We start from the raw sequence: 25675 nt of genomic DNA on the forward strand, positions 1-25675 counted from the left end.
GTCTCTAATCCACCAAAAAACCGGCCAGCCCCGCAGCGGCCTTGGCGATAGCAGTCGACTGAATGTTCAGTTAACACCCGCCCCCGACGCCAATTCGAAAAACGCCTGGATCAGGCGCAACTCCCGACGCCGCTCCATGCAGCCGATCACGTGCCGGTTGACCAGCCCCTCGCCACGGATGGGAACCACATGCACCCGTGGGTCGCGGCTGACTTCCAGCGATGACACCACCCCCACCCCCAACTGCGCGGCGACGGCTTCTGTCACCGCCTCACGGCTGTCCAGTTCCAGCAACACCTTGGGCTGCACCCCGGCCAGGGCACAGGCGTGATCAAAGGTACGCCGGGTGATGGAGCTGGGCTCACGCAGCACCATGATCACCTGGTCCAGTTGCTCCAGGTCAATCCCGGCGGGATCCACCAGCCAGGGATGCTCAGCCGGTACCAGCGCGCAGATACGTGACTCGATCAAGGGTTGCAGGTGCAGGCCCTTGCGCGGCTCCACCTCCGTCAGCACCGCGACGTCGGCATGTTCGCAGAGCAGTGCGGCAAGGGTTTCCTGGGCATTGCCCAGGCGCAAATTGACGGTAATTCCCGGGTAACGGGCGCGCAGGCTGGCCAGCATCGGCATGACCATGTGCGGCCCGTCCGCCGCCACTTCCAGGCGCCCGGTGAGCAGTTGTCGATTGGCTTCCAGCATTGTCTGCGCTTCTTCCACCAGGCCGAAGATCGCCCGGGTGATCGCCGCCAGCCTGGTGCCCTCCTCGGTCAGCTCCACACGTCGGGCAGTACGCCTCAATAGCGGGATCTGGTAATGCTCCTCCAGCGCCTTTATATGCCCGGTGACCGCTGGCTGGCTGATGAACAGGCGCGCGGCGGCCCGGGTAAAACTGCCCTCACGGGCCACAGCATCAAATGCACGGAGTTGAAACAGGTTCATAGTTATCGGTCTCACTGATGATTAGCATAACAACAAACAATTTGATTGATGGCAAGCCAAGCTGCAATTTATGCCCCGTAGCTTCATTTCAGAGAGCTTCATTCCGACGTTTTGCGAGGACTAGAGAATGAGTACTGCCGCGCCGATCCTGCTGACCCCTGGCCCCTTGACCACTTCCGCCCGCACCCGCCAGGCGATGATGGTCGACTGGGGTTCATGGGATGAGCGCTTCAACCAACTGACCGCCAGCCTCTGCGAGCAACTGCTAACCATCGTCAATGGCACCGACAGCCATCATTGCGTGCCGTTGCAGGGCAGCGGTACCTTCGCCGTAGAAGCAGCAATCGGTACCCTGGTGCCGCGAGACGGCAAGGTGCTGGTGCTGATCAATGGCGCTTACGGCAAACGCCTGGCGAAGATTTGCGACGTACTGGGCCGCTCGTTCAGTACGTTCGAAACCGCTGAAGACGAACCCACCACCGCTGCCGACGTGGATCGCCTGCTGCACGCCGACCACGGCATCACCCATGTAGCGCTGATACATTGCGAAACCAGCACCGGTATCCTCAACCCGCTGCCGGAGATCGCCCAGGTCGTCGCCCGCCACGGCAAACGCCTGATCATCGACGCCATGAGTTCCTTCGGTGCGCTGCCGATTGATGCCCGCGAAGTTCCCTTCGACGCGCTGATCGCGGCCTCGGGCAAATGCCTGGAAGGTGTGCCTGGCATGGGCTTCGTCTTCGCCGACAAACAAGCGCTGGCCGCAGCCCAAGGCAATTGCCACTCCCTGGCGATGGACCTGTTCGACCAACACACTTACATGGCCAAGACCGGCCAATGGCGTTTCACCCCACCCACCCACGTGGTCGCCGCACTGCACGAAGCGTTGCTGCAATACAACGAAGAAGGTGGCCTGCCGGCCCGCCACCAGCGCTATGCCAATAACTGCCAGGTGCTGCTGGACGGGATGGCCGAACTGGGCCTGCACAGTTTCCTGCCGGCCGCGATCCAGGCGCCGATCATCGTCACCTTTCACGCCCCCAAAGACCCGCGCTACCAGTTCAGGGAGTTCTACGAACGGGTCAAGGCCAAGGGTTTCATTCTTTATCCCGGAAAATTGACCCAGGTCGAGACTTTCCGTGTTGGCTGCATCGGCCACGTCAACCAAGTCGAGATGCAAGCGGCGGTCACAGCGGTGGCCGAGGTACTGCAAGAGATGGAAGTACTGGATATCTGATCGCCCCTACATTACCCCCTTTACCCACAGGACTTGAGCCATGAACAACTACCAAAACCCAAACCAGCTGCAAGCCGCCATCCTCGACTGGGCCGGCACCGTGGTCGACTTCGGCTCCTTCGCGCCGACTCAGATCTTTGTCGAAGCCTTCGCCGAGTTCGACGTGCAGGTCTCCATCGAAGAAGCCCGTGGCCCCATGGGCATGGGCAAGTGGGACCACATCCGCACCCTGTGCGACCAGCCGCAGGTTGCCGAGCGCTATCGCAAGGCCTTTGGCCGCACACCGACCGATGACGATGTGACTGCCATCTACCAACGCTTCATGCCGTTGCAGATCGAGAAAATCGCCGAACACTCGGCATTGATCCCCGGCGCCCTGGACACCATTGCCCAGTTGCGCCAGCAAGGGATCAAGATCGGCTCGTGCTCCGGCTACCCCAAGCAAGTCATGGACAAAGTCGTCGAACTGGCCGCCACTAACGGCTACATCGCCGACCATGTGGTCGCTACCGACGAAGTGCCCAATGGCCGCCCATGGCCATCCCAGGCCCTGGCCAATGTCATCGCCCTGGGCATTGATGATGTGGCTGCCTGCGTGAAGATCGACGACACCGTACCTGGCATCCTCGAAGGCCGTCGCGCCGGGATGTGGACTGTGGCACTGATCTGTTCAGGCAACGCACTGGGCCTGACCCATGAACAGTTCCAGGCCCTGGACGGCGACACGCTCGCCAGCGAGCGCAAACGCATCCATGCCTTGTTTGAAGGCTCGCGCCCGCACTACATGATCGACACCATCATTGATCTACCCGCCGTTATCGTCGACATCAATCAACGCCTGGCGCGAGGCGAGATGCCTCAGGGCAACTAAGTCCACGGCCAGCGAAAAAACGCTCACTTTGACAAATCCACAGTGAGCGCAAAAAACCGGCACACGGCTTGGTATTGCTCATATCGATTGAAACAGTAAGCCACTCACTTGTTTGCTCACGTCCCTGTCAACCTGCGCACCCTACGACCTCGCCTCATGAGTACTCATAGGATGTGAGGAGTGCGGGTGATGTGAGTGATGTGACTGATCCCCCCAGAAAAAATGCTTTATTGCCGATAGAAACCGACCCAATACATGGGACAAAAAGGTAAACGGGTTGGGCAGTGTCCCGTACTCCGCAGCCCGTTGCCTTTCAGCAGGCTGGCTCTCTTGTCTTTGCGCAAACCGATGGTCAGGTCTACCGACCTCTCTCGAGCAAGGTGCCTGTTGAGCATGGGCCGCCTTGTCGTGGGGTCCGTCGCTTCGGTTGGTTCCTGAAAAAAACCGACCTTTGGAAATATTCAAACCATAACCTCACCTATCTATAGCCAAGTAAAAATTAAATCTTTCGCCTAACCGAAGTTCAAATAAACACGAGCACTTCGGCCTCTGTCAGTGGCCACTTGGATGATCGGGTTCCCCTGGGAGAGTCGCAGAGATGTAACGAAAGGCGGCTTTCCTCGAGAAACGCTATAGGGAAATTCTCAATAAAGGGGCGCGATCCACCAGCAACCCCAGCAATGCCCCCCCAGAACTCGCAAAACATTGATCAGGCGCAGGCGATCCACGAAGAATAGGCTTACATTTAAGTCACTCCGTCGCCAGAGAACGGAAGCTTGCCTGATGAGTGAGGAGCACAGTGATGCCGTGGAAAAATTCCGATACCCGCTACAGTTCCCTATCGATTGCCCTGCACTGGCTGATGTTAGTGCTGCTGGCGGTGGTTTACGCCTGCATTGAGTTGCGCGGGCAGTTTCCCAAGGGCAGTGACGCGAGAACGTTGATCGTGCAAATGCACTACATGTTCGGCCTGACCGTGTTTGTGCTGGTCTGGTTGCGGCTGTTTGCCCGTAGCCTTGGAGCCGCGCCAAAAATCGTCCCGGCACCGCCGCAATGGCAGGCGGCGCTCGCCACACTGATGCATGTGGCGCTGTATGTGTTCATGATCGGCATGCCGATCTTCGGTTGGCTGACGGTCAGCGCCAACGGGCAGTCAGTGATGTTCTACGGGATAGAATTGTCGCCATTGATCGCTGAAAACAAGGACCTGGCCAAGCAGATCAAAGGCTGGCATGAACTGGGGGGAACCCTCGGTTATTGGTTGATCGGGTTGCACGCCTTGGCGGGGCTCTACCACCATTACTTCATAAGGGATAACACCGTGCAGCGGATGATGCCCAAGCGCTAATCCGCAAACCCCCGACGTCCCTGCAAACCTCCGGAGTGAAGGAAGATCAGGCGAGTGCCTGGCGCGAAACGTCCGGCCTTGATCTGCTCCTTCAAGGCCAGTAACGCCTTGCCGGTGTAAAGCGGTTCCAGGGGCATGTTGCAGGAGCGCTGCGTAGCGTCGATAAATGCCAGCAACTGCGGATCAACCTTGGCAAATCCACCCCGGCTGGCATCGATCAGCTCATACCCATTTTGTACGATCCCGCGCACAGACTGCGCGACACCATGGTCATCCGGCACGGCCAGCGCGCCATACACCCGATGCACGCCCGCCTCGGCCAACACCAGCCCCGCCAGGGTAGTGCCCGTGCCCACTGCCAGCCACCAAGCGTCATAGCCTTGCCAACCCAGGCTGCCCAACTGTTCCCGTGCCTGATCCACAAGTGGCTTGCAACCTGCCGCACCCAACAAGCCACTGCCACCCTCGGGCACCGGATGAAGGTGTGGATACTGTGCTTGCCAGGGCAACCAGAAACCGGGCTCATTGCGCGCCCGATAGCCGCCGTAACCCAGCCAATGCAGTTGCATGCCGAAGGCTTCAAGGTCGAGGACGGTGGGAGTTTCTTGCCGATGGCCACGCAGCAGGCCAACGGTTAAGAAACCGAAGCGTTTCCCGGCGGCGGCCAAAGCGTGCAGATGATTGGAGTAAGCCCCACCCAGGCTGATGATGCCGGTGGCGCCGACTTGTCGGGCTTGTGCCAGGTGTGCAGTCAGCTTGAACCACTTGTTGCCCGAGATCAGCGGATCGATACGATCCAGGCGCAGCACCGCGACCTCGACATGGGCCTCGGAGAGCCAATCCAAGTACAGGGGTTCAAGGGGAGCGTGGGGAAGCCAGTCGAAGGGACCCATGAAGGCGGATCTGCATGAAAAAAGAGGCGGTAGTCTAACCCGCCCCTTCCTGGTACTTACAGCTCGGCCGCCAGGCGTGACCCTTGGTTGATGGCGCGCTTGGCATCCAGCTCAGCCGCCACATCGGCACCGCCGATCAAGTGCACACTTTGCCCCGCGGCAACCAAGCCATCCTGCAACTCCCGTAGTGGGTCCTGACCGGCGCAGATCACGATGTTGTCCACCGCCAGCACCTGAGGTTCGCCCTGCGCGCCGATGCGGATGTGCAAGCCTTCATCGTCGACCTTCAGGTACTCGACACTGTTAAGCATCTGCACCTGCTTGTTCTTCAAGCCGGCACGGTGAATCCAGCCAGTGGTCTTGCCCAGGCCATCACCGACCTTGGAAGACTTGCGCTGCAACAGGAACACCTGCCGTGCCGGTGCATGCGGCTCGGCCGTGATACCCGCCACGCCACCGCGCGCCTGTAGATGGGTGTCGATGCCCCACTCTTTCCAGAACGCCTCGCGGTCCAGGCTGGTGGACACGCCTTGATGCACCAGGAACTCCGAGACGTCAAACCCAATACCTCCGGCCCCGATTACCGCGACGCTTTTGCCCACGGGTTTACGCCCCAGGATCACGTCCAGGTAGCTCAACACCTTGGCGTTCCCGATACCCGGAATCGCCGGTGTACGCGGGGCAATACCGGTGGCCAGAATGACCTCGTCGTAACCGCCGGCCACCAGTTGTTGCACGTCGACCCGCGTATTGAGGCACAGCTCGACATGGGTGGTCTGCAACTTGCGCTTGAAGTAGCGCAGGGTTTCGAAAAACTCTTCCTTGCCAGGTACGCGCTTGGCGATGTTGAACTGGCCACCGATCTCGCTGGCGGAATCGAACAGGGTCACTTGATGACCGCGCTCGGCTGCGACGGTAGCGGCTGCCAAACCCGCTGGACCGGCACCGACAACGGCGATCTTCTTGATCTGCTTGACCGGGAGATAGTTGAGCTCGGTTTCGTGGCACGCCCGGGGGTTAACCAGGCAAGTGGTCAACTTGCCGCCGAAGGTGTGGTCCAGGCAGGCCTGGTTGCAGCCAATACAGGTATTGATTTCGTCGGCGCGGCCTTCTGCGGCCTTGTTGACGAAGTCCGGGTCAGCCAGGAACGGCCGGGCCATGGAAACCATGTCGGCATCGCCTTCAGCCAGTAACTGCTCGGCGATGTCCGGGGTATTGATCCGGTTGGTGGTGATCAGGGGGATGTTCACCGAACCGCGCAACTTGGCCGTCACTTTGCTGAATGCCGCCCGGGGCACCTTGGTGGCGATGGTCGGGATCCGCGCTTCGTGCCAGCCGATGCCCGTGTTGATGAGGGTCGCACCGGCCTGTTCGATGGCCTTGGCCAACTGGACTACTTCTTCCCAGGTGCTACCGCCTTCCACCAGATCGAGCATCGACAGACGGAAGATGATGATGAAATTGGGGCCTACCGCTTCACGCACTCGACGGACGATTTCCACTGGCAGGCGCATGCGGTTTTCATAACTGCCACCCCAGCGGTCGGTGCGGTGGTTAGTGTGGGCTGCGAGGAACTGGTTGATGAAGTACCCCTCCGAACCCATGATTTCCACACCATCGTATTCGGCAACCTGGGCCAGTATCGAGCACGTGACAAAATCGCTGATCTGCTTTTCGATGCCCGCTTCATCCAGCTCCTTGGGTTTGAACGGGTTGATCGGCGCCTGGATCGCGCTCGGCGCCACCTGCTTGGGGCTGTAGGCATAACGGCCGGCGTGGAGAATCTGCATGCAGATCTTGCCGCCCGCCTCGTGCACGGCGCGGGTGACGATCTTGTGTTTCTGCGCCTCCTCCTCAGTCGTCAGTTTGGCCGCACCGGCATACACCCCACCTTCATCGTTCGGGCCAATGCCACCGGTGACCATCAAGCCCACGCCGCCCCGGGCGCGCTCGGCAAAGTAAGCCGCCATACGCTCGAAACCGCCGGGTTTCTCTTCAAGGCCTGTGTGCATGGAACCCATCAGGGTACGGTTACGCAAGGTGGTGAAACCCAGGTCCAACGGGGCCAGCAGGTGCGGGTAGGCAGCAGCGGTCATGGTACAGCTCCACAACGGATCATCACGGGACGTGGGAAGCTCGAGCGACCTCCCATCGGTTTATGCTTCACAGACTAAGAGCCTGCCTCTTACCGCTCAATGACTGAAACTGACAAGTTATTGATCCAAATGTGCAGCAGCCCTTGGCAATGGCGTTCATGGGCCCTACCCTAGATGGCGAACCCTGCTTCTGGTCCGTTGTCTTTTGCTCATGCGTAAACTTCTTGCTTTGACCCTCACCATGGCCCTGGTCGCCGCCATTTCCGCCTATCTGGTCTGGACCCAGGAGCGCCCCGTGGGGCATTACCTGTCGGACCTGCGGATCAACCTCGCGGTAGACGAAGGCACACCTGCCGATCGCGGCAACTTGCTGGGCATCCAGCCAGAGCTGTTTCCCGCCGACTACCAGAGCCTGGAACGCCTGCACCTGAAACTTGCAGCCTACCTGCAAAAGGCCCGGGAGCAGGGCTTGCTCAACGATAAGACCATCGTGGTGCTGCCGGAGCATATCGGGACCTGGCTGATGGTCCGTGGCGAAAAGAACGAGCTATATCAGGCCACCAGCCTGAAAGAAGCGATGAACTGGCTGTCAGCCAGTAACCCATTGCTGTTCCTGCGGGCACTGATCAGTGCCCAGGGCAACAACCGCATGGACGACGCTCATCTGCGCATGAAGGCACCGGCCATGGCCCGGGACTATCAGATTCTGTTCGGCGGCCTGGCCAAGGAATTCGACATTACCCTGGTAGCGGGCTCCATCACCCTGCCCAATCCCAGCGTCAACCAAGGCCAATTGCAAGTCGGCCACGGCCCGCTGTACAACACCAGCCTGGTGTTCGGCCATGACGGGATCCCGCTGGGCCAGCCACAACGCCAGCTCTACCCGATCTTCGATGAACGGGGCTTTATCGAACCGGGCGATGAAAACGCAATCCGCGTGATCGACACCCCGGCCGGGCGCCTGGGCATCCTGATCGGCAGCGACAGTTGGTACCCGGACAACTACCGCAAGCTCAACGAACAAGGCGCGCAACTGGTGGCGGTACCCGCGTTCGTCGTTGGCCGCGACACCTGGGACAAACCGTGGCGCGGCTTCAAAAGCGTTTCGACACCGCCGGAAATCAGCCTCAAGCCTGAAGAACTCAGCGAAGGCGAAGCCTGGCACCGCCTGACCCTGATCAGCCAGCAGCCCATCAGCCAGGCCCGCGCCGGCATGAGCGTGTTCCTGCGCGGGCAGTTTTTCGACCAAGGCAGCAGCGGCCAGAGCTTTGTCAGCAGCACCGGCCAACTGTTCCCCGACGGCGATGCCCGTGGCGCGCGCATGCTGAATATCTGGCTGTAGACCATGAAACCTGCGCCGATGCGTCTGGGTGATCTGTCGGTGGGTTTCGTTCACACTCTGGCCGACGCCATCCTCAGCCATGGCCTGGACCCGCAACCGCTGCTGCTGCAATACGGCCTGGACCCGGCACGGCTCGGCGCGGCCGGCGCCCGCCTCTCGATCCCCCGTTATATGCGCCTGGGTCACGCTGCCATTCAACTGACCGGGGATCCGGGCCTGGGCCTACGCATGGGCCAGCTCAGTCGCTTGAGTCAGGCCGGGCTTGCCGGTGTCACGGCCGCCCAGGCTCCCACGGTGCGAGAAGCCGCACGCACGCTGACGCGCTTCGAGGCGCTGTACGGTTCGAACTATCGCGGCCAATCGAGCTTTCATGAAGACGCCGAAGGCGCCTGGCTGCGCTTCTATTCGATCAGCCCCTACAACGCTTACAACCGCTTCGTGGTGGACTCGATCATCGCCGGTTGGCTACGCCAACTGTCAAGCCTGAGCGGGCAACCGATCCAGGCTGAACGCATCGAAATTGAATTCGCCGCACCCGACTACAGCGAACGCTACAGTATGCTGGGAGATTCTCCGATCCAGTTTGACGCCGAGTCCAATCAGTTACGCCTCAGCCAGAACACCCTGGCCCTGCGTAATCCAGAACATTGCCCCAGTACTTGGCAATGGTTGTTGCAGCTGTGTGAAAGAGAGTTGGAGCAGTTGACTCGCACCCGCAGTCTGCGCGAGCGCATCACCCGCTTGCTCGGGCCGATGCTCAACGGTGGCCGGGAACCCGACCTGGAGGAAGTGGCGGCACGCTTGAAGCTGCCAACCTGGACCTTGCGTCGCAAACTGGCGGAAGAAGGCACCCAGTTTCGCGAGATTCTCAACGATACCCGCCGCGACCTGGCCATGACCTACATTCGTGACACTGAACTGGCGTTTGGCGAAATCGCTTATTTGCTGGGTTTTGCCTCAGCACAAGCCTTTCAACGGGCTTTCAAACGGTGGAACAGCCAGACCCCAGGGGAATTTCGCCGCAGTCAGCGGCATTCCACCTGACGCCTGCCTTACAGCTCTGTCGCATCATCGGCCGGGTCCAGCGGGTCCCATTCAAAAGCCTGGTATTCCAGCAGCTCTTCCTGATAATCGTCCATTGTTGACTCCTTGTTTAAAGAAAGGCGGTTGCTTAATGACCAGCACAACCAGCCTAAAGTGCCGTCATGACGAAAAAATGTCCGGAGCATGACGTTCCTGCACTTCAAGATTAAACGTAGCAGCGTTTGGTGGATTTAACAGGGCGCGTCACGAATGCAAGTGCAATCAAATACCAAATTTCATTAGGCACCTGGGAAGCCTTGCGTGCGTTCTTCGGGGTGGACCGGCATTTCATCGCCCTCGCCGCCTTGAAAGCCTTGGCCGATGACGGCGCGATCAGCCGCAGTCGCGTCAGCGAGGCCATTGGCCGCTACGGGATCGACGTCGACAAGTCGAATCCCGTCACCCTCTGACTTACTGCGCCGGAGTCGGCAGTGGCGCAATTTCCTCTGTCGGCGCTGGCAACGTCGGCGTGGTTTCAACAGGGGGCGCTGGCGTAGGTGTTTCCTGCGGCATAATTGGCTCGGCTTGGGGTGGCGGCGCGACCGGCTGCGACACCGCTGGTTCGACCGCTGGAGCGGTCGGGGCCACCGGAGCCTCTTTGGGCAGCTCGACCGCATCGGCCGCGGGTGCAGCCTTAGGCTCCGGAATCCCCAGGTCGGTCTTGGGCTTCTCGGGGATGCTTTCGGCTTTTTTCACTTCCTGGGGCAGGAAAACGTCCACCAAGGAGAAGTAACGGTTATAGAATTTCGGCGCGGTCACCGTCTCGCTGGCCACCTTGACCATCGAGTCATCGGTGGAACCGATCGGCATCGACACCGAACCCAATACTCCCACCCCCAGGCTCGCCGAATTATTGACCTTCTTCAGCGCATAGCGATCCTGCAAGGCGTTGGCAAACATCGTCGAGTGGTGATCGGCGCTACCATTGTCGGCACAGACCACATTGAAGCTGATCTGCAGATGGGTCTCACCCGTTTGCTGGAAACTCTTGTTGCCGCTCACCAGCTTCGGATCGCTACTGGTAATGATGTAGCCCTGGCTCAGCAAAGCACGCCTGGCCGCCTCACAGGCGGCGATATCACTGACCGGATAGTCACGTGAAAAAGTGCCGGAGTCGTCGAAATTTTCATGCTCATAGATAGCGGTCTTGGGTGACGAGCAACCCGCAGCGCCCGCCAGAACCAGCGCCAATCCAAGGCCACGCAAGTGAAATGATGTCGACATTAAAAATCCAGAGGAAAACGATCAGGGCGGTATTGTGCAACAGAACCGAGTTCTGGCGCGCGGATTCCTGTCGGTAAAACACCGTGACCTACTGGACGGCGTCTGCCGGAAAAAACCGGGCACACATAGAGTCGATAGCACTTGAAAGATTCGAAATCTTAGCCTGTTTTTCTGTCCCGCGCAGCCCTCTCCCCCTGCCACCTTGCCTGGCTTGGGATGCCGCATGTTGTTGCAGTTTCATTCACATAGGCCGTCGCTTTATGGGTACTACTCACGCTGTTTGCAACGTACCGACGAAACACATTCGCTAAATACGACAGGCAAAAAAAACCCCGGATTTCAGGCCGGGGTCTTTTTATTCAGGCGACTGGCAACATCAGAACTTCTCGATGTCAGCCTTGGTTTCCAATTGCTTGCGATAAGCGGCAAAGTCCTGCTGACCCACGCGCGAGGCGAGGAAGCGGCGGTACTGGGCCTTCTCTTCGTCCGTCGGGGCAGCGGCTTCGTTGACACCGTTCAGACGTACGATCACCAGGCTACCATCCGCCAGGGACACACTGGTGAAGGTCGGCTTGTCCTGGGACGCAGGCTTGGGCATGCGGAACAGGGCTTGCAGCACCGCAGGGTCGATCCCTTCCTGGCTGCGGGTAACTGCTTCGGTGACTTTCCAGGCCTGACCATCGACCGCTTGATCCAGCGGAGTCTTGCCATCGCGCAGGCTGGCAATCAACTCATCGGCGCGGGCCTTCGCTGCAGCGCTCGCACGCTCCTTGGTCATTTGCGCACGAATGGCTGCAGCAACGCTTTCCAGCGGCAACTGTGCAGGTTTGAGGTGCTCTTTGGCACGCAGCACTACAATGGTTTCCGGATCCAGTTCGATGGCGGTGCTGTTGGCACCCTCATCCAATACTTCCGGGCTGAACGCAGCGCTGACCACGGCACGGTTCGCCGTAATACCTTCGCCACCGTCACGGCCAAACGGCTTGGAGCTGTGCACGGTCAACTTCAGGTCCGAGGCCGGTTGGGCCAGATCGGAAGCTTCAAATGCAGCGTCCTCCAGTTGCTTGGTCGCTTCGACGAAACGCTGTTCAACCTGCTGGGTCTTGAGCTCACGGGTCAGCTTGTCTTTCAGGCTGGCAAACGAAGGCACTTGCGGTGCTTCAACGCCCAACAGCTTGATCAGATGCCAACCGAATGGGGTGCGCACCGGAGCTGACACCTGATCATTGCTCAAGGCATACAGGGCTGTTTCGAAGGCTGGATCGTAGACGCCAGGGCCCGCGTAACCGAGGTCACCGCCACTGCTCGCCGAGCCCGGGTCCTGGGAAAACTCCTTGGCCAGGGCTTCAAAACTTTCACCCTTGGTCAGGCGCGCCTGGATGTCTTCAATCTTGGCTTTTGCTTGTGCCTCGTCAACCTTGTCGTTGACTTCAATCAGAATGTGCGAGGCACGACGCTGCTCAGCGAGGTTGGCGGTTTCTTTCTGATACTGCGCTTGCAGCTCATCGTCCTTGACCGTGACTTCGTCGAAGAAGGAAGACTTCTTCAACTCAAGGTAGTCGATGACCACTTGGTCCGGGGTCATGAACTCCTTGGCATGCTGGTCGTAGTACGCCTTGACCTCATCGTCAGTGAGCGTCACTGCCGAAGGATCGGCCTTGATATTGACGGTGGCGAGATCGCGGGCCTGTTTTTCCAGACGAGCAAATGCCAAGACCTGGGCATCGGTGACAAAGCCGCTGCCGGCGATACCGGCGCGAACCTGGCCGATCAGCATTTCCTGAGTCAGCATCTGACGAAATTGCAGACGACTGTAGCCCAGTTGACGGATAACCTGGTCAAAGCGCTCGGCGTTGAACTGACCATCAACCTGGAATTCCGGTGTCTGCAGGATCACTTGATCCAATGCAGCTTCGGAGAAAGCGAATTTCGAATCGGCAGCACCTTGCAGCAATAGCTTACGATCGATCAAGCCTTTGAGAGCAGCTTCGCGCAGCAGTTTCTCATCCAGCAAGGAGGCATCGAAGTCCTTACCCAACTGTTGCATCAACTGCCGACGTTGCATCTCGACGGCCTGGCCCAACTCGTTTTGAGTGATTTCCTCACCATTGACCTTGGCCGCGTCCTGACTATTGTTGGTCGAAGCCTGAAAAATAGCCTCGATACCGGTGAACGCCATCAATACGACGATGATCCCGATAATGGTCTTGGCAATCCAGCCTTGTGAATTGTCCCTGATATTCTGCAGCATGCGTCCCCCAGAAACGGTTGAACTTCAAAATTAGGCAACCGTGGAGCGTGGGTAGAGTCCGGATAGAAGAAAGGCGCATCCGAGGATGCGCCTTCTCGTAACTGGCGGAGCGGACGGAGGTTTTAACCCACACCCCCGGCATGGCGACCCAATGGATCTTCAGGTCAGCAGCCGCTCCGCTGCCAGGTCGGACCTGCGTCCAACCCGGATAGGCAAAAGCTTGAACGAAGCTTAGTTAACGGCTTCTTTCAGGGCTTTACCGGCTTTGAAGCCTGGCTTTTTGGCAGCGGCGATTTGCAGCGCCTTGCCAGTCTGTGGGTTACGGCCAGTGCGAGCTGGACGATCGGTCACAGAGAAAGTACCGAAACCAACCAGTACCACAGAGTCGCCGGCCTTGAGAGCGCCAGTGACGGATTCGATTACTGCGTCCAGCGCACGGCCAGCAGCGGCTTTCGGGATATCAGCAGATGCGGCGATAGCATCAATCAGTTCCGACTTGTTCACTCTAAGTCCCCTTATATCTATTGAGTATAATTCTAAGTTTTTTTGGTGAAAGCAAAAACCAGTGCTGAATGGCCTACAGACACTTAAGAGCCGCTTTATAACAAGGGCTCTAAAAAGCTGTCAAGGAAGCCCCCCAGGCTTAAACGTATTAATGCGTGCTAATTCTTTCCTTGGAATCAGTCTCGCGCTTTTCATCCTTTCCAACTATCTCAGGAACCACATCCGGTAAGGGCTCCGGCGCGTATTGCAGCGCAATTTGCAGGACCTCGTCAATCCATTTAACCGGTTTAATCTGCAGATCCTGTTTGATGTTGTCGGGAATTTCCTTCAAGTCACGAACATTCTCTTCAGGAATGATCACCGTCTTGATACCACCGCGGTGTGCAGCGAGCAATTTCTCTTTGAGGCCACCAATGGCAAGCACCTGGCCACGCAGGGTAATTTCCCCAGTCATGGCGACATCGGCGCGCACCGGAATACCGGTCAAGGCTGATACCAGTGCCGTACACATGCCTACGCCAGCGCTAGGGCCGTCTTTGGGGGTTGCCCCTTCCGGCATATGGATATGGGTGTCGTGCTTCTCGTGGAAGTCCAGGGGAATCCCCAGGCTTTTGGCGCGACTGCGCACCACGGTCTGTGCGGCAGTGATGGACTCGACCATCACATCACCCAGGGAACCGGTCTTGATCAACTGACCTTTGCCCGGAATCACGGCGGCCTCAATGGTCAGCAACTCGCCACCCACTTGGGTCCAGGCAAGGCCCGTGACCTGACCGACCTGATCCTGTTGTTCAGCCAGGCCATAACGGAATTTGCGCACGCCCAGGTAGTGCTCCAGGGACTCAGCAGTAGCCTTCACCGAGAAGCGTTTTTCCAGGGCATGTTCCTTGACCGCCTTGCGGCAGATCTTCGCCAATTGACGCTCAAGGCCCCGTACACCGGCCTCGCGGGTGTAGTAACGAATGATATCGCGGATCGCCTCGACCTCAAATTCGATCTCGCCTTTCTTCAGGCCATTGGCCGAAATCTGTTTGGGCGCGAGGTATTTGACGGCGATATTGATCTTCTCGTCCTCGGTGTAGCCCGGCAGACGAATCACCTCCATTCGATCCAGCAGTGCCGGCGGAATGTTCATGGAGTTGGAGGTGCACAGGAACATTACGTCGGACAGGTCGTAGTCGACTTCCAGGTAATGATCGTTGAAGTTGTGGTTCTGCTCGGGGTCGAGTACCTCCAGCAAGGCCGAGGCCGGATCGCCACGCATGTCGCTGCCCATTTTGTCGATTTCATCGAGCAGGAACAGCGGGTTGCGCACACCCACCTTTGTCATCTTTTGAATCAATCTTCCTGGCATCGAACCGATGTAAGTCCGGCGATGACCACGAATTTCCGCTTCGTCACGCACGCCACCCAAGGCCATGCGTACGAATTTACGGTTTGTCGCATGAGCAATGGACTCAGCCAGCGAGGTTTTACCCACACCAGGAGGTCCCACCAGGCACAACACCGGGCCGCGAATCTTCTTCACACGCTTTTGCACGGCGAGATATTCGAGGATGCGCTCTTTGACTTCTTCAAGGCCATAGTGGTCGGCATCAAGAATGTCTTCAGCGCGGGCCAGATCCAGGCGCACCTTGGTCTGAGCTTTCCACGGCACCTGCACCAGCCAATCGATGTAGGAACGAACCACAGTGGCTTCGGCCGACATTGGCGACATCTGCTTGAGTTTGTTCAGCTCGGCGTTGGCTTTGGCCAGGGCATCTTTCGGCAGCCCGGCGGTATCGATGCGCTTTTTCAGCTCTTCGATTTCGTTGTGGCCTTCCTCACTGTCACCCAGCTCTTTCTGAATGGCCTTCATCTGCTCATTCAGGTAGTACTCGCGCTGGCTGCGCTCCATTTGCTTCTTGACGCGACCGCGGATGCGCTTCTCAACCTGCAGCAGGTCGATTTCGGCATCCAGCAACGCCAGGACATGTTCGACCCGAGCCGACAAATCGATAATTTCGAGGATGTCTTGCTTCTGCTCGATCTTCAGCGCCATGTGCGCTGCCATGGTATCGACCAGGCGACTTGGTTCATCAATGCTGTTGAGGGAGGAGAGGACTTCTGCAGGGACTTTCTTGCCCAGTTGCACGTACTGCTCGAATTGGGAGAGCAGGCTACGGACAAAGACCTCGGATTCGCGCTCAGGGGCCTCGACTTCGTCGATCAGCGTTACTTCGGCTCGCAGGTGACCATCCACCTCCATGAAGCGCTCGACCGCACCACGCTGCTCACCTTCCACCAGCACCTTGACGGTGCCATCAGGCAGCTTGAGCAACTGCAAAACCGTAGCAATGGTACCAACGCGATACAGGGCGTCTTCGCCAGGATCATCGTCAGCAGGATTTCTCTGGGCCAACAGCAGGATCTGCTTGTCGCCCGTCATCGCGGCCTCGAGGGCTTCGATAGACTTCTCGCGACCCACGAACAGCGGGATAACCATGTGCGGATACACAACGACATCACGCAACGGCAGGAGAGGCAATTCAATGGTTGTCTTCATGATTTCGCCTCTATGACAGATGAAAGTAAGCTTGAAGCCAAGATGGGGGCTGATTACAAAAAAAACAAGCTTATTGACAGTCGTTAAACACAGTAAAAACAAAGGGGCCCATTAGGCCCCTTGTTTCATTTCGACAGGACAACGCTTACGCGTCAGGTGCAGCCTTGGCTGTCGGCTCACTGTTTTCATAAATATACAGTGGCTTGGACTTGCCCTCTATAACGCTTTCGTCGATCACCACTTTACTCACCTCGGACTGCGAGGGGATCTCGTACATGGTGTCGAGCAACACGCCTTCGAGAATCGAGCGCAAACCACGGGCACCGGTCTTGCGCTCCAGTGCCCGCTTGGCCACCGACTTGAGCGCGTCAGCACGGAACTCGAGATCCACACCTTCCATCTCGAACAACTTGGCATATTGCTTGGTCAGGGCGTTTTTCGGTTCGGTGAGGATCTGCATCAATGCAGCCTCATCCAGCTCGTCCAACGTTGCCAGGACCGGCAGACGACCGACGAATTCCGGGATCAGACCGAACTTGACCAGATCGTCAGGCTCGACTTCACGCAGGGACTCACCGACTTTCTTGCCTTCTTCCTTACTACGTACTTCTGCGCTGAAGCCAATGCCGCCACGGGTGGAACGGTTTTGAATAACCTTTTCCAGGCCGGAGAACGCACCGCCACAGATGAACAGGATGTTACGCGTATCAACCTGAAGGAATTCCTGCTGGGGATGCTTGCGGCCGCCCTGTGGCGGTACGGAAGCAACCGTGCCTTCGATCAGTTTCAATAGTGCTTGCTGCACGCCTTCGCCGGAAACGTCCCGGGTAATCGAAGGGTTGTCGGATTTGCGCGAAATCTTGTCGATTTCATCGATGTAGACAATACCCATCTGGGCCTTTTCTACGTCGTAATCGCATTTCTGCAACAACTTCTGAATAATGTTCTCAACGTCTTCACCCACATAACCCGCCTCAGTGAGGGTGGTTGCGTCGGCAATGGTGAAGGGAACGTTCAGCAGGCGAGCCAGGGTTTCTGCAAGCAGGGTTTTACCCGAACCTGTAGGACCGATAAGCAAGATATTACTTTTGCCTAGCTCGACGTCGTCATTCTTTTTGTCACGCTGGTTCAGACGCTTGTAGTGGTTGTACACCGCTACAGCCAAAACCTTTTTCGCACGTTCTTGACCAATCACATACTGATCAAGGATGCCGCTGATTTCTTTAGGCGAAGGCAATTTATGCGCGCTGCTTTCGGCCTGGGCTTCCTGCACCTCCTCACGGATGATGTCATTGCACAGGTCGACGCACTCGTCGCAGATAAAGACCGAGGGGCCGGCAATCAATTTGCGTACTTCATGCTGGCTTTTGCCACAGAAGGAGCAATAGAGCAGCTTGCCGTTGTCCTCGCCGTTGCGGGTGTCAGTCATTCGTTCGATCCAAATCCGATAGGCTTGCAACACAAGATGAAGGCTATTGCGGGCTTTTTCAAGCCCGCCGATGATCGGACCAGCCGACCAGCCCTATTTTGAGCTGCTTATTTTAAGCAGGGCGCTTTTCGATCACTTCGTCGATCAACCCGTATTCACGCGCGATTTCTGCACTCATGAAATTATCGCGATTGGTATCACGCTCGATTTCTTCCAGGGTACGCCCGCTGTGCTTGGCCATCAGCGTGTTGAGACGCTCACGAATAAAGAGGATTTCCTTGGCGTGGATTTCGATATCCGACGCCTGGCCTTGGAAACCGCCCAATGGCTGGTGAATCATCACGCGCGAGTTCGGCAGGCAGAAACGCTTGCCATGGGCACCGGCGGTAAGCAGGAACGCGCCCATGCTGCATGCCTGGCCGATACAGGTGGTCGACACGTTTGGCTTGATGAACTGCATGGTGTCGTAGATCGACATGCCCGCTGTCACCGAACCGCCCGGGGAATTGATATAGAGATGGATGTCCTTGTCCGGGTTTTCCGCTTCAAGGAACAGCAGTTGCGCACAGATCAGGTTGGCCATGTAGTCCTCTACCGGACCAACCAGAAAGATCACTCGCTCCTTGAGAAGGCGCGAGTAGATGTCATAGGCGCGTTCGCCACGAGCAGATTGCTCGACAACCATCGGGACCAGGCCGCCTGCGGCCTGGATATCAGAGTTCTGCTGAATATACGAATTACGGAACATGCTCTGCAGTTACTCCCAAATAGTCATGTCTTGAAAACGCATAAGCCAGCGCGAGGCTGGCTTATGGTTATATTTCGAACGAGTTGGACAATCAGTCGGCTTGTGCTGCTTCTGCCGGCTTGACTGCTTCTTCGTAAGAGACCGCTTTATCGGTCACCTTAGCCTTCTGCAGAACAGTATCCACAACTTGCTCTTCCAGCACAACTGAACGCACTTCGTTCAGTTGCTGGTCGTTCTTGTAGTACCAAGACACAACCTGCTCAGGCTCCTGGTAGGCCGAAGCCATTTCCTGGATCATCTCGCGAACACGCTCTTCGTCGGGCTTGAGGTCGAACTGCTTGACCACTTCAGCCACGATCAGGCCCAGCACAACGCGACGCTTGGCTTGCTCTTCGAACAGCTCGGCCGGCAGTTGGTCAGGCTTGATGTTGCCACCAAACTGCTGAACAGCCTGTACGCGCAGGCGATCCACTTCGTTGGACAGCAGGGCCTTTGGCACTTCGATCGGGTTGGCAGCCAGCAGACCGTCCATGACCTGGTTCTTGACCTTGGACTTGATGGCCTGGCGCAGTTCGCGCTCCATGTTCTTGCGAACCTCGGTGCGGAAACCTTCGATTCCGGTTTCCTTGATACCGAACTGAGTGAAGAATTCTTCGTTCAGTTCTGGCAGCTTGGGCTCGGAAACGGTGTTGACGGTCACGGTGAACTCGGCGGCTTTGCCAGCCAGGTCCAGGTTCTGGTAATCAGCCGGGAAGGTCAGGTTCAGAACGCGCTCTTCGCCAGCTTTAGCGCCAACCAGACCGTCTTCGAAACCAGGGATCATACGGTTGGAGCCCAGCACCAGCTGAGTGCCCTTGGCCGAGCCACCTGCGAATACTTCGCCGTCAACCTTGCCCTCGAAATCGATGTTCAACTGGTCTTCGTTCTGAGCGGCACGATCGGTCACTTCAAAACGGGTGTTCTGCTTGCGCAGGACTTCCAGCATGTTGTCCAGATCGGAATCTGCTACGTCAGCGCTCAGGCGCTCGATAGCGATACCTTCGAAACCGGCAACTTCGAACTCAGGGAACACTTCGAATACTGCAACGTATTCCAGGTCCTTGCCCGCTTCCAGCGTTTTAGGCTCGATCGAAGGCGAACCAGCCGGGTTCAGTTTTTGCTCAACAACCGCTTCGTAGAAGGAGGATTGGATGACATCACCAACAGCTTCCTGACGTGCGTCAGCACCAAAGCGGCGCTTGATTTCGCTCATCGGCACTTTGCCTGGACGGAAACCAGCGATCTTGGCCTTTTGTGCAGTCTGCTGCAGACGCTTGTTGACCTGAGTCTCGATGCGCTCAGCCGGCACGGTGATGCTCATGCGGCGCTCAAGAGCAGAAGTATTTTCAACAGAAACTTGCATGGATATTCCTCGTTGCACAGACGTTAGCCGGCCGTTTCCGACCCCAGAATCAAGGGCATGCATTCTAGTGGGTCAAACTCAAGAAGTCACCCTACTGGAAACGGGTAAAAAAACAGCAGGCAATTTATAGGGACGAACGCACGAATGCTTCTCGCCCCAGTGGCAAATACAGCCAATCACGCCAGAGCCCTGCGCCAACCCTTCTATATATAGAAGAGCCTGCCAATCAACTCCCCGGCAGCCAGCCTCGCGAGCAAGACCAGCGAACAGCGCGGCATCATCGAGACACATAAATGCGACGAAACGCACCGCCCTTGCGACCCAGAACCTGCAGCCGCTGAATATTCGAACCGCTAAAACAAAAAAGGCGCCAGACTGTTAAATCTGGCGCCTTTCGAAATATGGGGTGGACGAAGGGGATCGAACCCTCGACAACGGGAGTCACAATCCCGTGCTCTACCAACTGAGCTACGCCCACCATATTGCGTAACAAAGAAGCCAAACAACCTCTTTGCTGAGCCCCAACCAAGCCCGCAGGCATGGATGACGCTTTAATTGGTGCGGATGAAGAGACTCGAACTCTTACACCTTGCGGCGCTGGAACCTAAATCCAGTGTGTCTACCAATTCCACCACATCCGCGTTTGAAGCTCTTAAAGCAAAGGCGCCAGACTTTTGATCTGGCGCCTTTTAAATATGGGGTGGACGAAGGGGATCGAACCCTCGACAACGGGAGTCACAATCCCGTGCTCTACCAACTGAGCTACGCCCACCATATAGCGCTACTTGTGCCAAAGCTGCCTAATGGCGCACCCGGCAGGACTCGAACCTGCGACCATCCGCTTAGAAGGCGGATGCTCTATCCAGCTGAGCTACGGGCGCCTTATTAATCTGTACTCTTTGAGGATTACAAACTAAATGCTTCCAGCCTTACAGAACAACTATTCTGCTCGACCTTCTTAACCAGTGCTAGGCTGTGCCCGACAAGTGCGACGAATAGTATAGGCGCCCCCAGAGGTCGTCAAATCCTTTTTGAAAAAAATTCATTTTATTTAAGGGGTTAGAGGAATTTGCAGACCAAGCGCCTTTGCCCTCACGTCCTGGCATGCGAGAATACGCGCACTTTTCCTCTCCCTCTCGATGGTTAATCACGCGTAATGACTGCACAACTTATCGACGGCAAATCAATCGCCGCCAGCCTGCGCCAGCAGATCGCCCAACGAGTCACCGAGCGCCGCTTGCAAGGCCTGCGCACGCCGGGCCTCGCGGTGATCCTGGTCGGCAGCGATCCTGCCTCTCAGGTTTATGTCTCACACAAGCGTAAAGACTGTGAAGAGGTCGGCTTTATTTCCAAGGCCTATGACTTGCCTTCCGATACCACCCAGCAGGCCCTCACCGACCTGATCGACAACCTCAACGATGATCCGAACATCGACGGCATCCTGTTGCAGTTGCCGCTGCCAGAGCATCTGGACGCCTCCAAGTTGCTGGAACGCATCCGCCCGGACAAAGACGTCGATGGTTTCCACCCTTATAACGTTGGCCGCCTGGCGCAACGCATTCCCCTGCTGCGGCCTTGCACCCCGAAGGGCATCATGACCCTGCTGGAAAGCACCGGCGTTGATTTGTACGGCCTGGACGCAGTGGTCGTCGGCGCCTCGAACATCGTCGGTCGTCCGATGGCCATGGAGCTGCTGCTGGCTGGCTGCACCGTGACGGTCACCCACCGTTTCACCAAGGACCTGGCCGGCCATGTCGGCCGAGCTGACCTGGTGGTGGTTGCCGCCGGCAAACCGGGCCTGGTGAAAGGTGAATGGATCAAGGAAGGCGCCATCGTCATCGACGTGGGCATCAACCGCCAGGATGACGGCAAGCTGGTAGGCGACGTGGTGTATGAAACCGCCCTGCCCCGCGCCGGTTGGATTACACCGGTTCCAGGCGGTGTAGGCCCAATGACCCGCGCCTGCCTGCTGGAAAATACGCTGTACGCAGCAGAAACCCTGCACAGCTGATAACCCGCAAACTTGAAAACCTCGCTATCGCGCAATGCCGTTCAGCGTAGGAGCGAGCTTGCTCGCGAAAAACGTCAACGATAACGCGTACATCCTGGATAAACGCGTCGCCTATGAGTTCTTCGCGAGCAAGCTCGCTCCTACAAACAGCATCGCTATCGCGAGGTTTTTTTATGGGCTTTCGCCAACTACTGACCAATCATCGGGTTAGAGCCTTTATCTAAAGGCTTTCTATCGTTTTCTGATCCATACTTCTAGAATGTAACGGTATTTGTCAGAAAGTCCCGTTGCAGAACGGCAATCCCTACTTTTTATTAGCGAGTTCATCCGCGTGAAAATTCGTCTATCTCTTGTCAGCCTATTTTTTGCATTTACAGGCACAGTCGTCAGCGCCACCGTCGACGCTCGCGAAACCACTCTCGCCCCCCGGGACACTTCGCAACTGCATATCGCCTCCGGCAGCGCGATGCTGGTGGACCTGCAGACCAACAAAGTCATCTACTCCAGCAATCCGGACGTGGTCGTGCCGATCGCCTCCGTGACCAAGTTGATGACCGGCATGGTCATACTCGATGCCAAACAGAACATGGATGAGTACATCGACATCAACATCAGTGACACACCGGAAATGAAGGGGGTGTTTTCACGGGTCAGGCTCAACAGCGAAATGCCGCGCAAAGAGATGCTGCTGATAACGCTAATGTCCTCGGAAAACCGCGCCGCCGCTAGCTTGGCCCACCATTACCCGGGCGGCTACGCTGCCTTTATTGCAGCGATGAACGCCAAGGCCAAGGCGCTGGGCATGGCCAAGACTCATTATGTAGAGCCCACGGGCCTGTCGACCCATAACGTTTCCACGGCCCGGGACTTGAGCAAATTGCTGCAAGCGGCGCGCAAATACCCGATGCTCAGTGAACTAAGCACCACCAAGGAAAAAACCGTAGCCTTCCGCAAACCCAACTACACCTTGGGCTTTTCCAACACTGACCACCTGGTCAACCGCGCCAACTGGGACATCAAGCTGACCAAGACCGGCTTTACCAACCAGGCCGGCCACTGCCTGGTATTGGTGACGAGCATGGGTAATCGCCCGGTATCACTGGTGATCCTCGACGCGTTTGGCAAATTCACGCATTTTGCCGACGCCAGCCGTATTCGCAAATGGGTTGAAACCGGCAAGAGCGGCTCGGTACCGGACGTGGCCCTGCGCTACAAGGCCGACAAGAACCTGAAAAGTCGCCAGGGTGCGACGGTACAAGCATCCGAACGCTGAAGCACTATTAACTGCAATAAAAACGGCGCTCTTGAGCGCCGTTTTTTTATTCAAGGCTTCGTGGCCAGCACCTTGAGTGCCCGGGCCGCCGCCTGCTCCTGCCCCGCTTGGGCCAACGCCCCGGCGGCTTGTTGCCAGCGCTGGGCGTCCACATTGGCCGGCAATTGGCTTGGACGCTGAACCAGGATCGCCCAGTGTCCCGCGCCCTCCCATGCAGACTCAAAGGCGCTGACGCCCATCAGCAACCGTCGCTTCATTCCCGAATGCAGCAACACCGTGCCTTTCTGCTGGTTGAAGCCCACCAGTACGGCATAACGTGGTCCAGACCAAAAGGCCGACCCTTCGGTGATCCGCACCATCACTGGATACCCGGCCGCCACTTGCGCCAGTAACGCCGGCAACCTGGGCTCCAGCGGATAGACCAACATCCCGTACTCCCGGGCCAGTACCTGCATATTACGTTCAAGGTCCGCCTCGGCACCCGGTAAATGCAAGGGTTTATCCAGCAAACCCGGTGTAATCACAATGCCTTGTTGGGACAGCATGCTGGCCAAGGCAGAAGGGCCGCTCTGGTAGGCCTCCGTACGGAAACCGGTCACGCCGTTGAGTTCGACCCGCTCCGGCAGGCCCTGGATTTTCGAGGGGTGGCCGGCGCAGGCGACAAGCCCGAAGACGCAGACTGCCAACAGCCAGGAGGTGTTAACGTTCGACCGTAACCGCAACTTCTTCACTCTCTTGATCAAATATCGATGTGAACCTTGATCATAGGATGCTCTTGAACCCGGGTATAGCCTCAAACCACAGTAAATGACCCGACATAGAGCAAACAAGTTGGATGCACGCGACCATTGGTCAATAGCACGCAACGGTTCGATAGCTAGACTGTCCATTGAGAAGACAGTGTGTGCCCTGCACAGGGCAAAAGGAGGCACTCATGAGCCTGACGACAACGATTTTTCTATTGGTGTGCGGTTGGCTTTCAGTGGCCGCCGCCATGCTCTGGGGCGTTTTACGCATCACTCGCAGGCACCATCACCCCCAAGTCAAACCTGCGGCGCCCGACAAGTCGCACAAACCTGCCACGCACCACGCATAGCGCTTCTATAGTGAGCGGGCTTGCCCCGCTCACTCCATGGTTCTTGGCGCCCCTGGATATCAGGCCGCCAGTTTGCCGCTGGCAATCGCCTGGGATGCCGCCACCATAGCCCGCAATAACACCGCGCATCCCGCCGCCAGGTCATCCGGCGCCGCGTTTTCGATTTCGTTGTGGCTGATACCGCCTTCACAGGGCACGAAGATCATCCCGGCCGGGCCGAGTTCCGCGACGAAGATCGCGTCGTGTCCTGCCCCACTGACGATGTCCATGTTCGACAACCCCAGGCCGTTGGCAGCATCGCGCACGGCATCAACGCAGCCTTTATCGAAGTACAGCGGCGGGAAGTCCGCAGTCGGGACCATCTCAAACGTGAGGCCGTGCTTTTCGCAGGTGTCGTCGATCACCTTGCGCACCTGGGCAATCATCGAATCCAGCCGGGCCGGTTCGAGGTGGCGAAAATCCAGGGTCATGCGTACCTCGCCAGGGATGACGTTGCGCGAGCCGGGATAAGCTTGCAAGCAACCGACAGTGCCGCACGCGTGAGGCTGATGGCCGAGGGCGACAGCATTCACGGCGGCGACCACGGCAGCGGCGCCCACCAAGGCGTCCTTGCGCAAGTGCATTGGCGTTGGGCCCGCATGGGCTTCTACGCCGCGCAGTGTCAGGTCGAACCATTTCTGGCCAAGAGCACCGAGGACCACGCCAATAGTCTTGCGCTCGTCCTCAAGGATCGGCCCTTGTTCGATATGAGCCTCGAAGTAAGCGCCAACCTTGTGCCCACTCACAGGTCGCGATCCTGCATAACCAATGGCGTTGAGTGCATCACCCACGGTGACACCGTCGGCATCGGTCTTGGCCAGGGTATCTTCCAGGGTGAATTTCTCGGCGAACACCCCCGAGCCCATCATGCACGGAGGGAAACGCGAACCTTCTTCGTTGGTCCACACCACCACTTCCAGCGGCGCTTCGGTTTCGATATTGAGGTCGTTGAGCGTGCGCAACACTTCCACGCCGGCCAACACACCGAAGCAGCCGTCGAACTTGCCGCCGGTGGGTTGGGTATCGATGTGGCTACCAGTCATCACTGGCGCCAGTTTTGGGTTACGGCCCGGCCGGCGGGCAAAGATATTGCCGACGCCATCGATGGTCACGGTGCAGCCCGCTTCCTCGCACCACGTCACAAACAGGTCCCGGGCCTGGCGGTCGAGGTCGGTCAGGGCCAGGCGGCAGACGCCACCCTTGGGCGTGGCGCCAAGCTTGGCCAACTCCATCAGGGACAACCACAAACGGTCGCGGTTGATGTGTTGATGGGTGGACTGCAGAACGTCTACGGCAGCGTTCATGATGATCTCCTCAGGGTATATTTTTATATGAATCGGCCAG

Annotated in this window: 21 protein-coding genes, 4 tRNA genes and 1 pseudogene; 9 read left to right on the forward strand and 17 right to left on the reverse strand. The window is 57.7% G+C overall.

Annotated elements, in window-relative coordinates; all coding sequences use genetic code 11:
• Positions 1-66 precede the first annotated feature (66 nt).
• Positions 67-939, reverse strand: a complete 873-nt coding sequence (locus GIR22_RS19425) for a LysR substrate-binding domain-containing protein (RefSeq protein ID WP_154744889.1) — start codon at positions 937-939, stop codon at positions 67-69.
• Positions 940-1066: 127 nt separating this feature from the next.
• Between GIR22_RS19425 and GIR22_RS19430 the strand changes: the two genes are divergently transcribed.
• The 3 genes from GIR22_RS19430 (at position 1067) to GIR22_RS19440 (ending at position 4395) form a co-directional block, all read left to right on the forward strand.
• On the forward strand, positions 1067-2176 hold the full coding sequence (locus tag GIR22_RS19430) for a 2-aminoethylphosphonate--pyruvate transaminase (protein WP_154744890.1): 1110 nt from the start codon (positions 1067-1069) through the stop codon (positions 2174-2176).
• 40 nt (positions 2177-2216) lie between these two features.
• The gene (gene phnX, locus GIR22_RS19435) at positions 2217-3047 is read left to right on the forward strand and encodes a phosphonoacetaldehyde hydrolase (protein WP_154744891.1); all 831 of its coding nucleotides are present in this window, start codon (positions 2217-2219) and stop codon (positions 3045-3047) included.
• A gap of 802 nt (positions 3048-3849) precedes the next feature.
• Positions 3850-4395 (forward strand): cytochrome b, encoded by a 546-nt coding sequence (locus GIR22_RS19440; protein ID WP_154744892.1) that lies wholly within the window; start codon positions 3850-3852, stop codon positions 4393-4395.
• Here GIR22_RS19440 and GIR22_RS19445 read toward each other — a convergent pair.
• Both GIR22_RS19445 and GIR22_RS19450 read right to left on the reverse strand, forming a co-directional pair.
• Positions 4392-5288: a 1-aminocyclopropane-1-carboxylate deaminase/D-cysteine desulfhydrase gene (locus GIR22_RS19445; protein ID WP_154744893.1), complete on the reverse strand. Its 897-nt coding sequence runs from the start codon at positions 5286-5288 to the stop codon at positions 4392-4394. The two genes, GIR22_RS19440 and GIR22_RS19445, sit on opposite strands and share 4 nt — an antisense overlap.
• Positions 5289-5344: 56 nt before the next feature.
• Positions 5345-7384, reverse strand: coding sequence for an NADPH-dependent 2,4-dienoyl-CoA reductase (locus tag GIR22_RS19450; protein ID WP_154744894.1), 2040 nt, complete (start codon positions 7382-7384; stop codon positions 5345-5347).
• Between the two features lie 211 nt (positions 7385-7595).
• On the opposite strand from GIR22_RS19450, the gene GIR22_RS19455 reads away from it, so the two are divergent.
• Together GIR22_RS19455 and GIR22_RS19460 are read left to right on the forward strand one after the other, a co-directional pair.
• Positions 7596-8726, forward strand: coding sequence for a carbon-nitrogen hydrolase family protein (locus GIR22_RS19455; protein ID WP_154744895.1), 1131 nt, complete (start codon positions 7596-7598; stop codon positions 8724-8726).
• A gap of 3 nt (positions 8727-8729) precedes the next feature.
• Complete coding sequence (locus tag GIR22_RS19460) at positions 8730-9770, forward strand: AraC family transcriptional regulator (RefSeq protein ID WP_154744896.1); 1041 nt, start codon at positions 8730-8732, stop codon at positions 9768-9770.
• Between the two features lie 8 nt (positions 9771-9778).
• Here GIR22_RS19460 and GIR22_RS19465 read toward each other — a convergent pair whose 3' ends face one another.
• Entirely contained in the window at positions 9779-9955 is a 177-nt protein-coding gene (locus GIR22_RS19465; RefSeq protein WP_154744897.1) for a hypothetical protein, read from the reverse strand.
• Positions 9956-10054: 99 nt separating this feature from the next.
• On the opposite strand from GIR22_RS19465, the pseudogene GIR22_RS25995 reads away from it, so the two are divergent.
• Positions 10055-10219: pseudogene (locus GIR22_RS25995) on the forward strand (transketolase-like TK C-terminal-containing protein); the annotation flags it as partial.
• A gap of 1 nt (position 10220) precedes the next feature.
• Here GIR22_RS25995 and GIR22_RS19470 read toward each other — a convergent pair.
• From GIR22_RS19470 to GIR22_RS19520, 11 genes are all read right to left on the reverse strand, one after another.
• The gene (locus GIR22_RS19470; RefSeq protein WP_154744898.1) at positions 10221-11033 is read right to left on the reverse strand and encodes a DUF2242 domain-containing protein; all 813 of its coding nucleotides are present in this window, start codon (positions 11031-11033) and stop codon (positions 10221-10223) included.
• Positions 11034-11409: 376 nt separating this feature from the next.
• Positions 11410-13284, reverse strand: a complete 1875-nt coding sequence (locus GIR22_RS19475) for a SurA N-terminal domain-containing protein (protein WP_154744899.1) — start codon at positions 13282-13284, stop codon at positions 11410-11412.
• A 231-nt stretch (positions 13285-13515) separates the two neighbouring features.
• Positions 13516-13788, reverse strand: a complete 273-nt coding sequence (locus GIR22_RS19480) for an HU family DNA-binding protein (protein ID WP_003174819.1) — start codon at positions 13786-13788, stop codon at positions 13516-13518.
• A 148-nt stretch (positions 13789-13936) separates the two neighbouring features.
• Complete coding sequence (lon, locus tag GIR22_RS19485; RefSeq protein WP_154744900.1) at positions 13937-16333, reverse strand: endopeptidase La; 2397 nt, start codon at positions 16331-16333, stop codon at positions 13937-13939.
• Positions 16334-16478: 145 nt separating this feature from the next.
• Positions 16479-17762 carry an ATP-dependent Clp protease ATP-binding subunit ClpX gene (clpX, locus tag GIR22_RS19490; protein ID WP_154744901.1) on the reverse strand — a complete coding sequence of 428 codons (1284 nt, stop codon included), beginning with the start codon at positions 17760-17762 and terminating at the stop codon, positions 16479-16481.
• Positions 17763-17874: 112 nt separating this feature from the next.
• Positions 17875-18510, reverse strand: coding sequence for an ATP-dependent Clp endopeptidase proteolytic subunit ClpP (gene clpP, locus GIR22_RS19495; protein ID WP_154744902.1), 636 nt, complete (start codon positions 18508-18510; stop codon positions 17875-17877).
• A gap of 91 nt (positions 18511-18601) precedes the next feature.
• On the reverse strand, positions 18602-19912 hold the full coding sequence (gene tig / locus GIR22_RS19500) for a trigger factor (RefSeq protein ID WP_154744903.1): 1311 nt from the start codon (positions 19910-19912) through the stop codon (positions 18602-18604).
• 402 nt (positions 19913-20314) lie between these two features.
• A tRNA-His gene (locus GIR22_RS19505) sits at positions 20315-20390 on the reverse strand.
• A 78-nt stretch (positions 20391-20468) separates the two neighbouring features.
• Positions 20469-20553 (reverse strand) — tRNA-Leu (locus tag GIR22_RS19510).
• 55 nt (positions 20554-20608) lie between these two features.
• Positions 20609-20684, reverse strand: a tRNA-His gene (locus tag GIR22_RS19515).
• A 32-nt stretch (positions 20685-20716) separates the two neighbouring features.
• Positions 20717-20793, reverse strand: a tRNA-Arg gene (locus GIR22_RS19520).
• Positions 20794-21068: 275 nt separating this feature from the next.
• On the opposite strand from GIR22_RS19520, the gene folD reads away from it, so the two are divergent.
• Complete coding sequence (folD, locus tag GIR22_RS19525; protein WP_154744904.1) at positions 21069-21923, forward strand: bifunctional methylenetetrahydrofolate dehydrogenase/methenyltetrahydrofolate cyclohydrolase FolD; 855 nt, start codon at positions 21069-21071, stop codon at positions 21921-21923.
• Positions 21924-22254: 331 nt separating this feature from the next.
• Entirely contained in the window at positions 22255-23196 is a 942-nt protein-coding gene (gene pbpG, locus GIR22_RS19530; RefSeq protein WP_178122360.1) for a D-alanyl-D-alanine endopeptidase, read from the forward strand.
• Between the two features lie 50 nt (positions 23197-23246).
• On the opposite strand, the gene GIR22_RS19535 is transcribed toward pbpG, so the two are convergent.
• Complete coding sequence (locus GIR22_RS19535) at positions 23247-23918, reverse strand: peptidase C39 family protein (protein ID WP_154744906.1); 672 nt, start codon at positions 23916-23918, stop codon at positions 23247-23249.
• Between the two features lie 212 nt (positions 23919-24130).
• On the opposite strand from GIR22_RS19535, the gene GIR22_RS26000 reads away from it, so the two are divergent.
• The gene (locus tag GIR22_RS26000; protein ID WP_178122361.1) at positions 24131-24292 is read left to right on the forward strand and encodes a hypothetical protein; all 162 of its coding nucleotides are present in this window, start codon (positions 24131-24133) and stop codon (positions 24290-24292) included.
• Positions 24293-24351: 59 nt separating this feature from the next.
• Here GIR22_RS26000 and GIR22_RS19540 read toward each other — a convergent pair whose 3' ends face one another.
• Positions 24352-25635 (reverse strand): Zn-dependent hydrolase, encoded by a 1284-nt coding sequence (locus tag GIR22_RS19540; RefSeq protein WP_154744907.1) that lies wholly within the window; start codon positions 25633-25635, stop codon positions 24352-24354.
• Between the last annotated feature and the right edge of the window lie 40 nt (positions 25636-25675).

It is taken from the genome of Pseudomonas karstica (assembly GCF_009707515.1).
In the GTDB taxonomy this organism is placed as follows: Bacteria; Pseudomonadota; Gammaproteobacteria; order Pseudomonadales; family Pseudomonadaceae; genus Aquipseudomonas; species Aquipseudomonas karstica.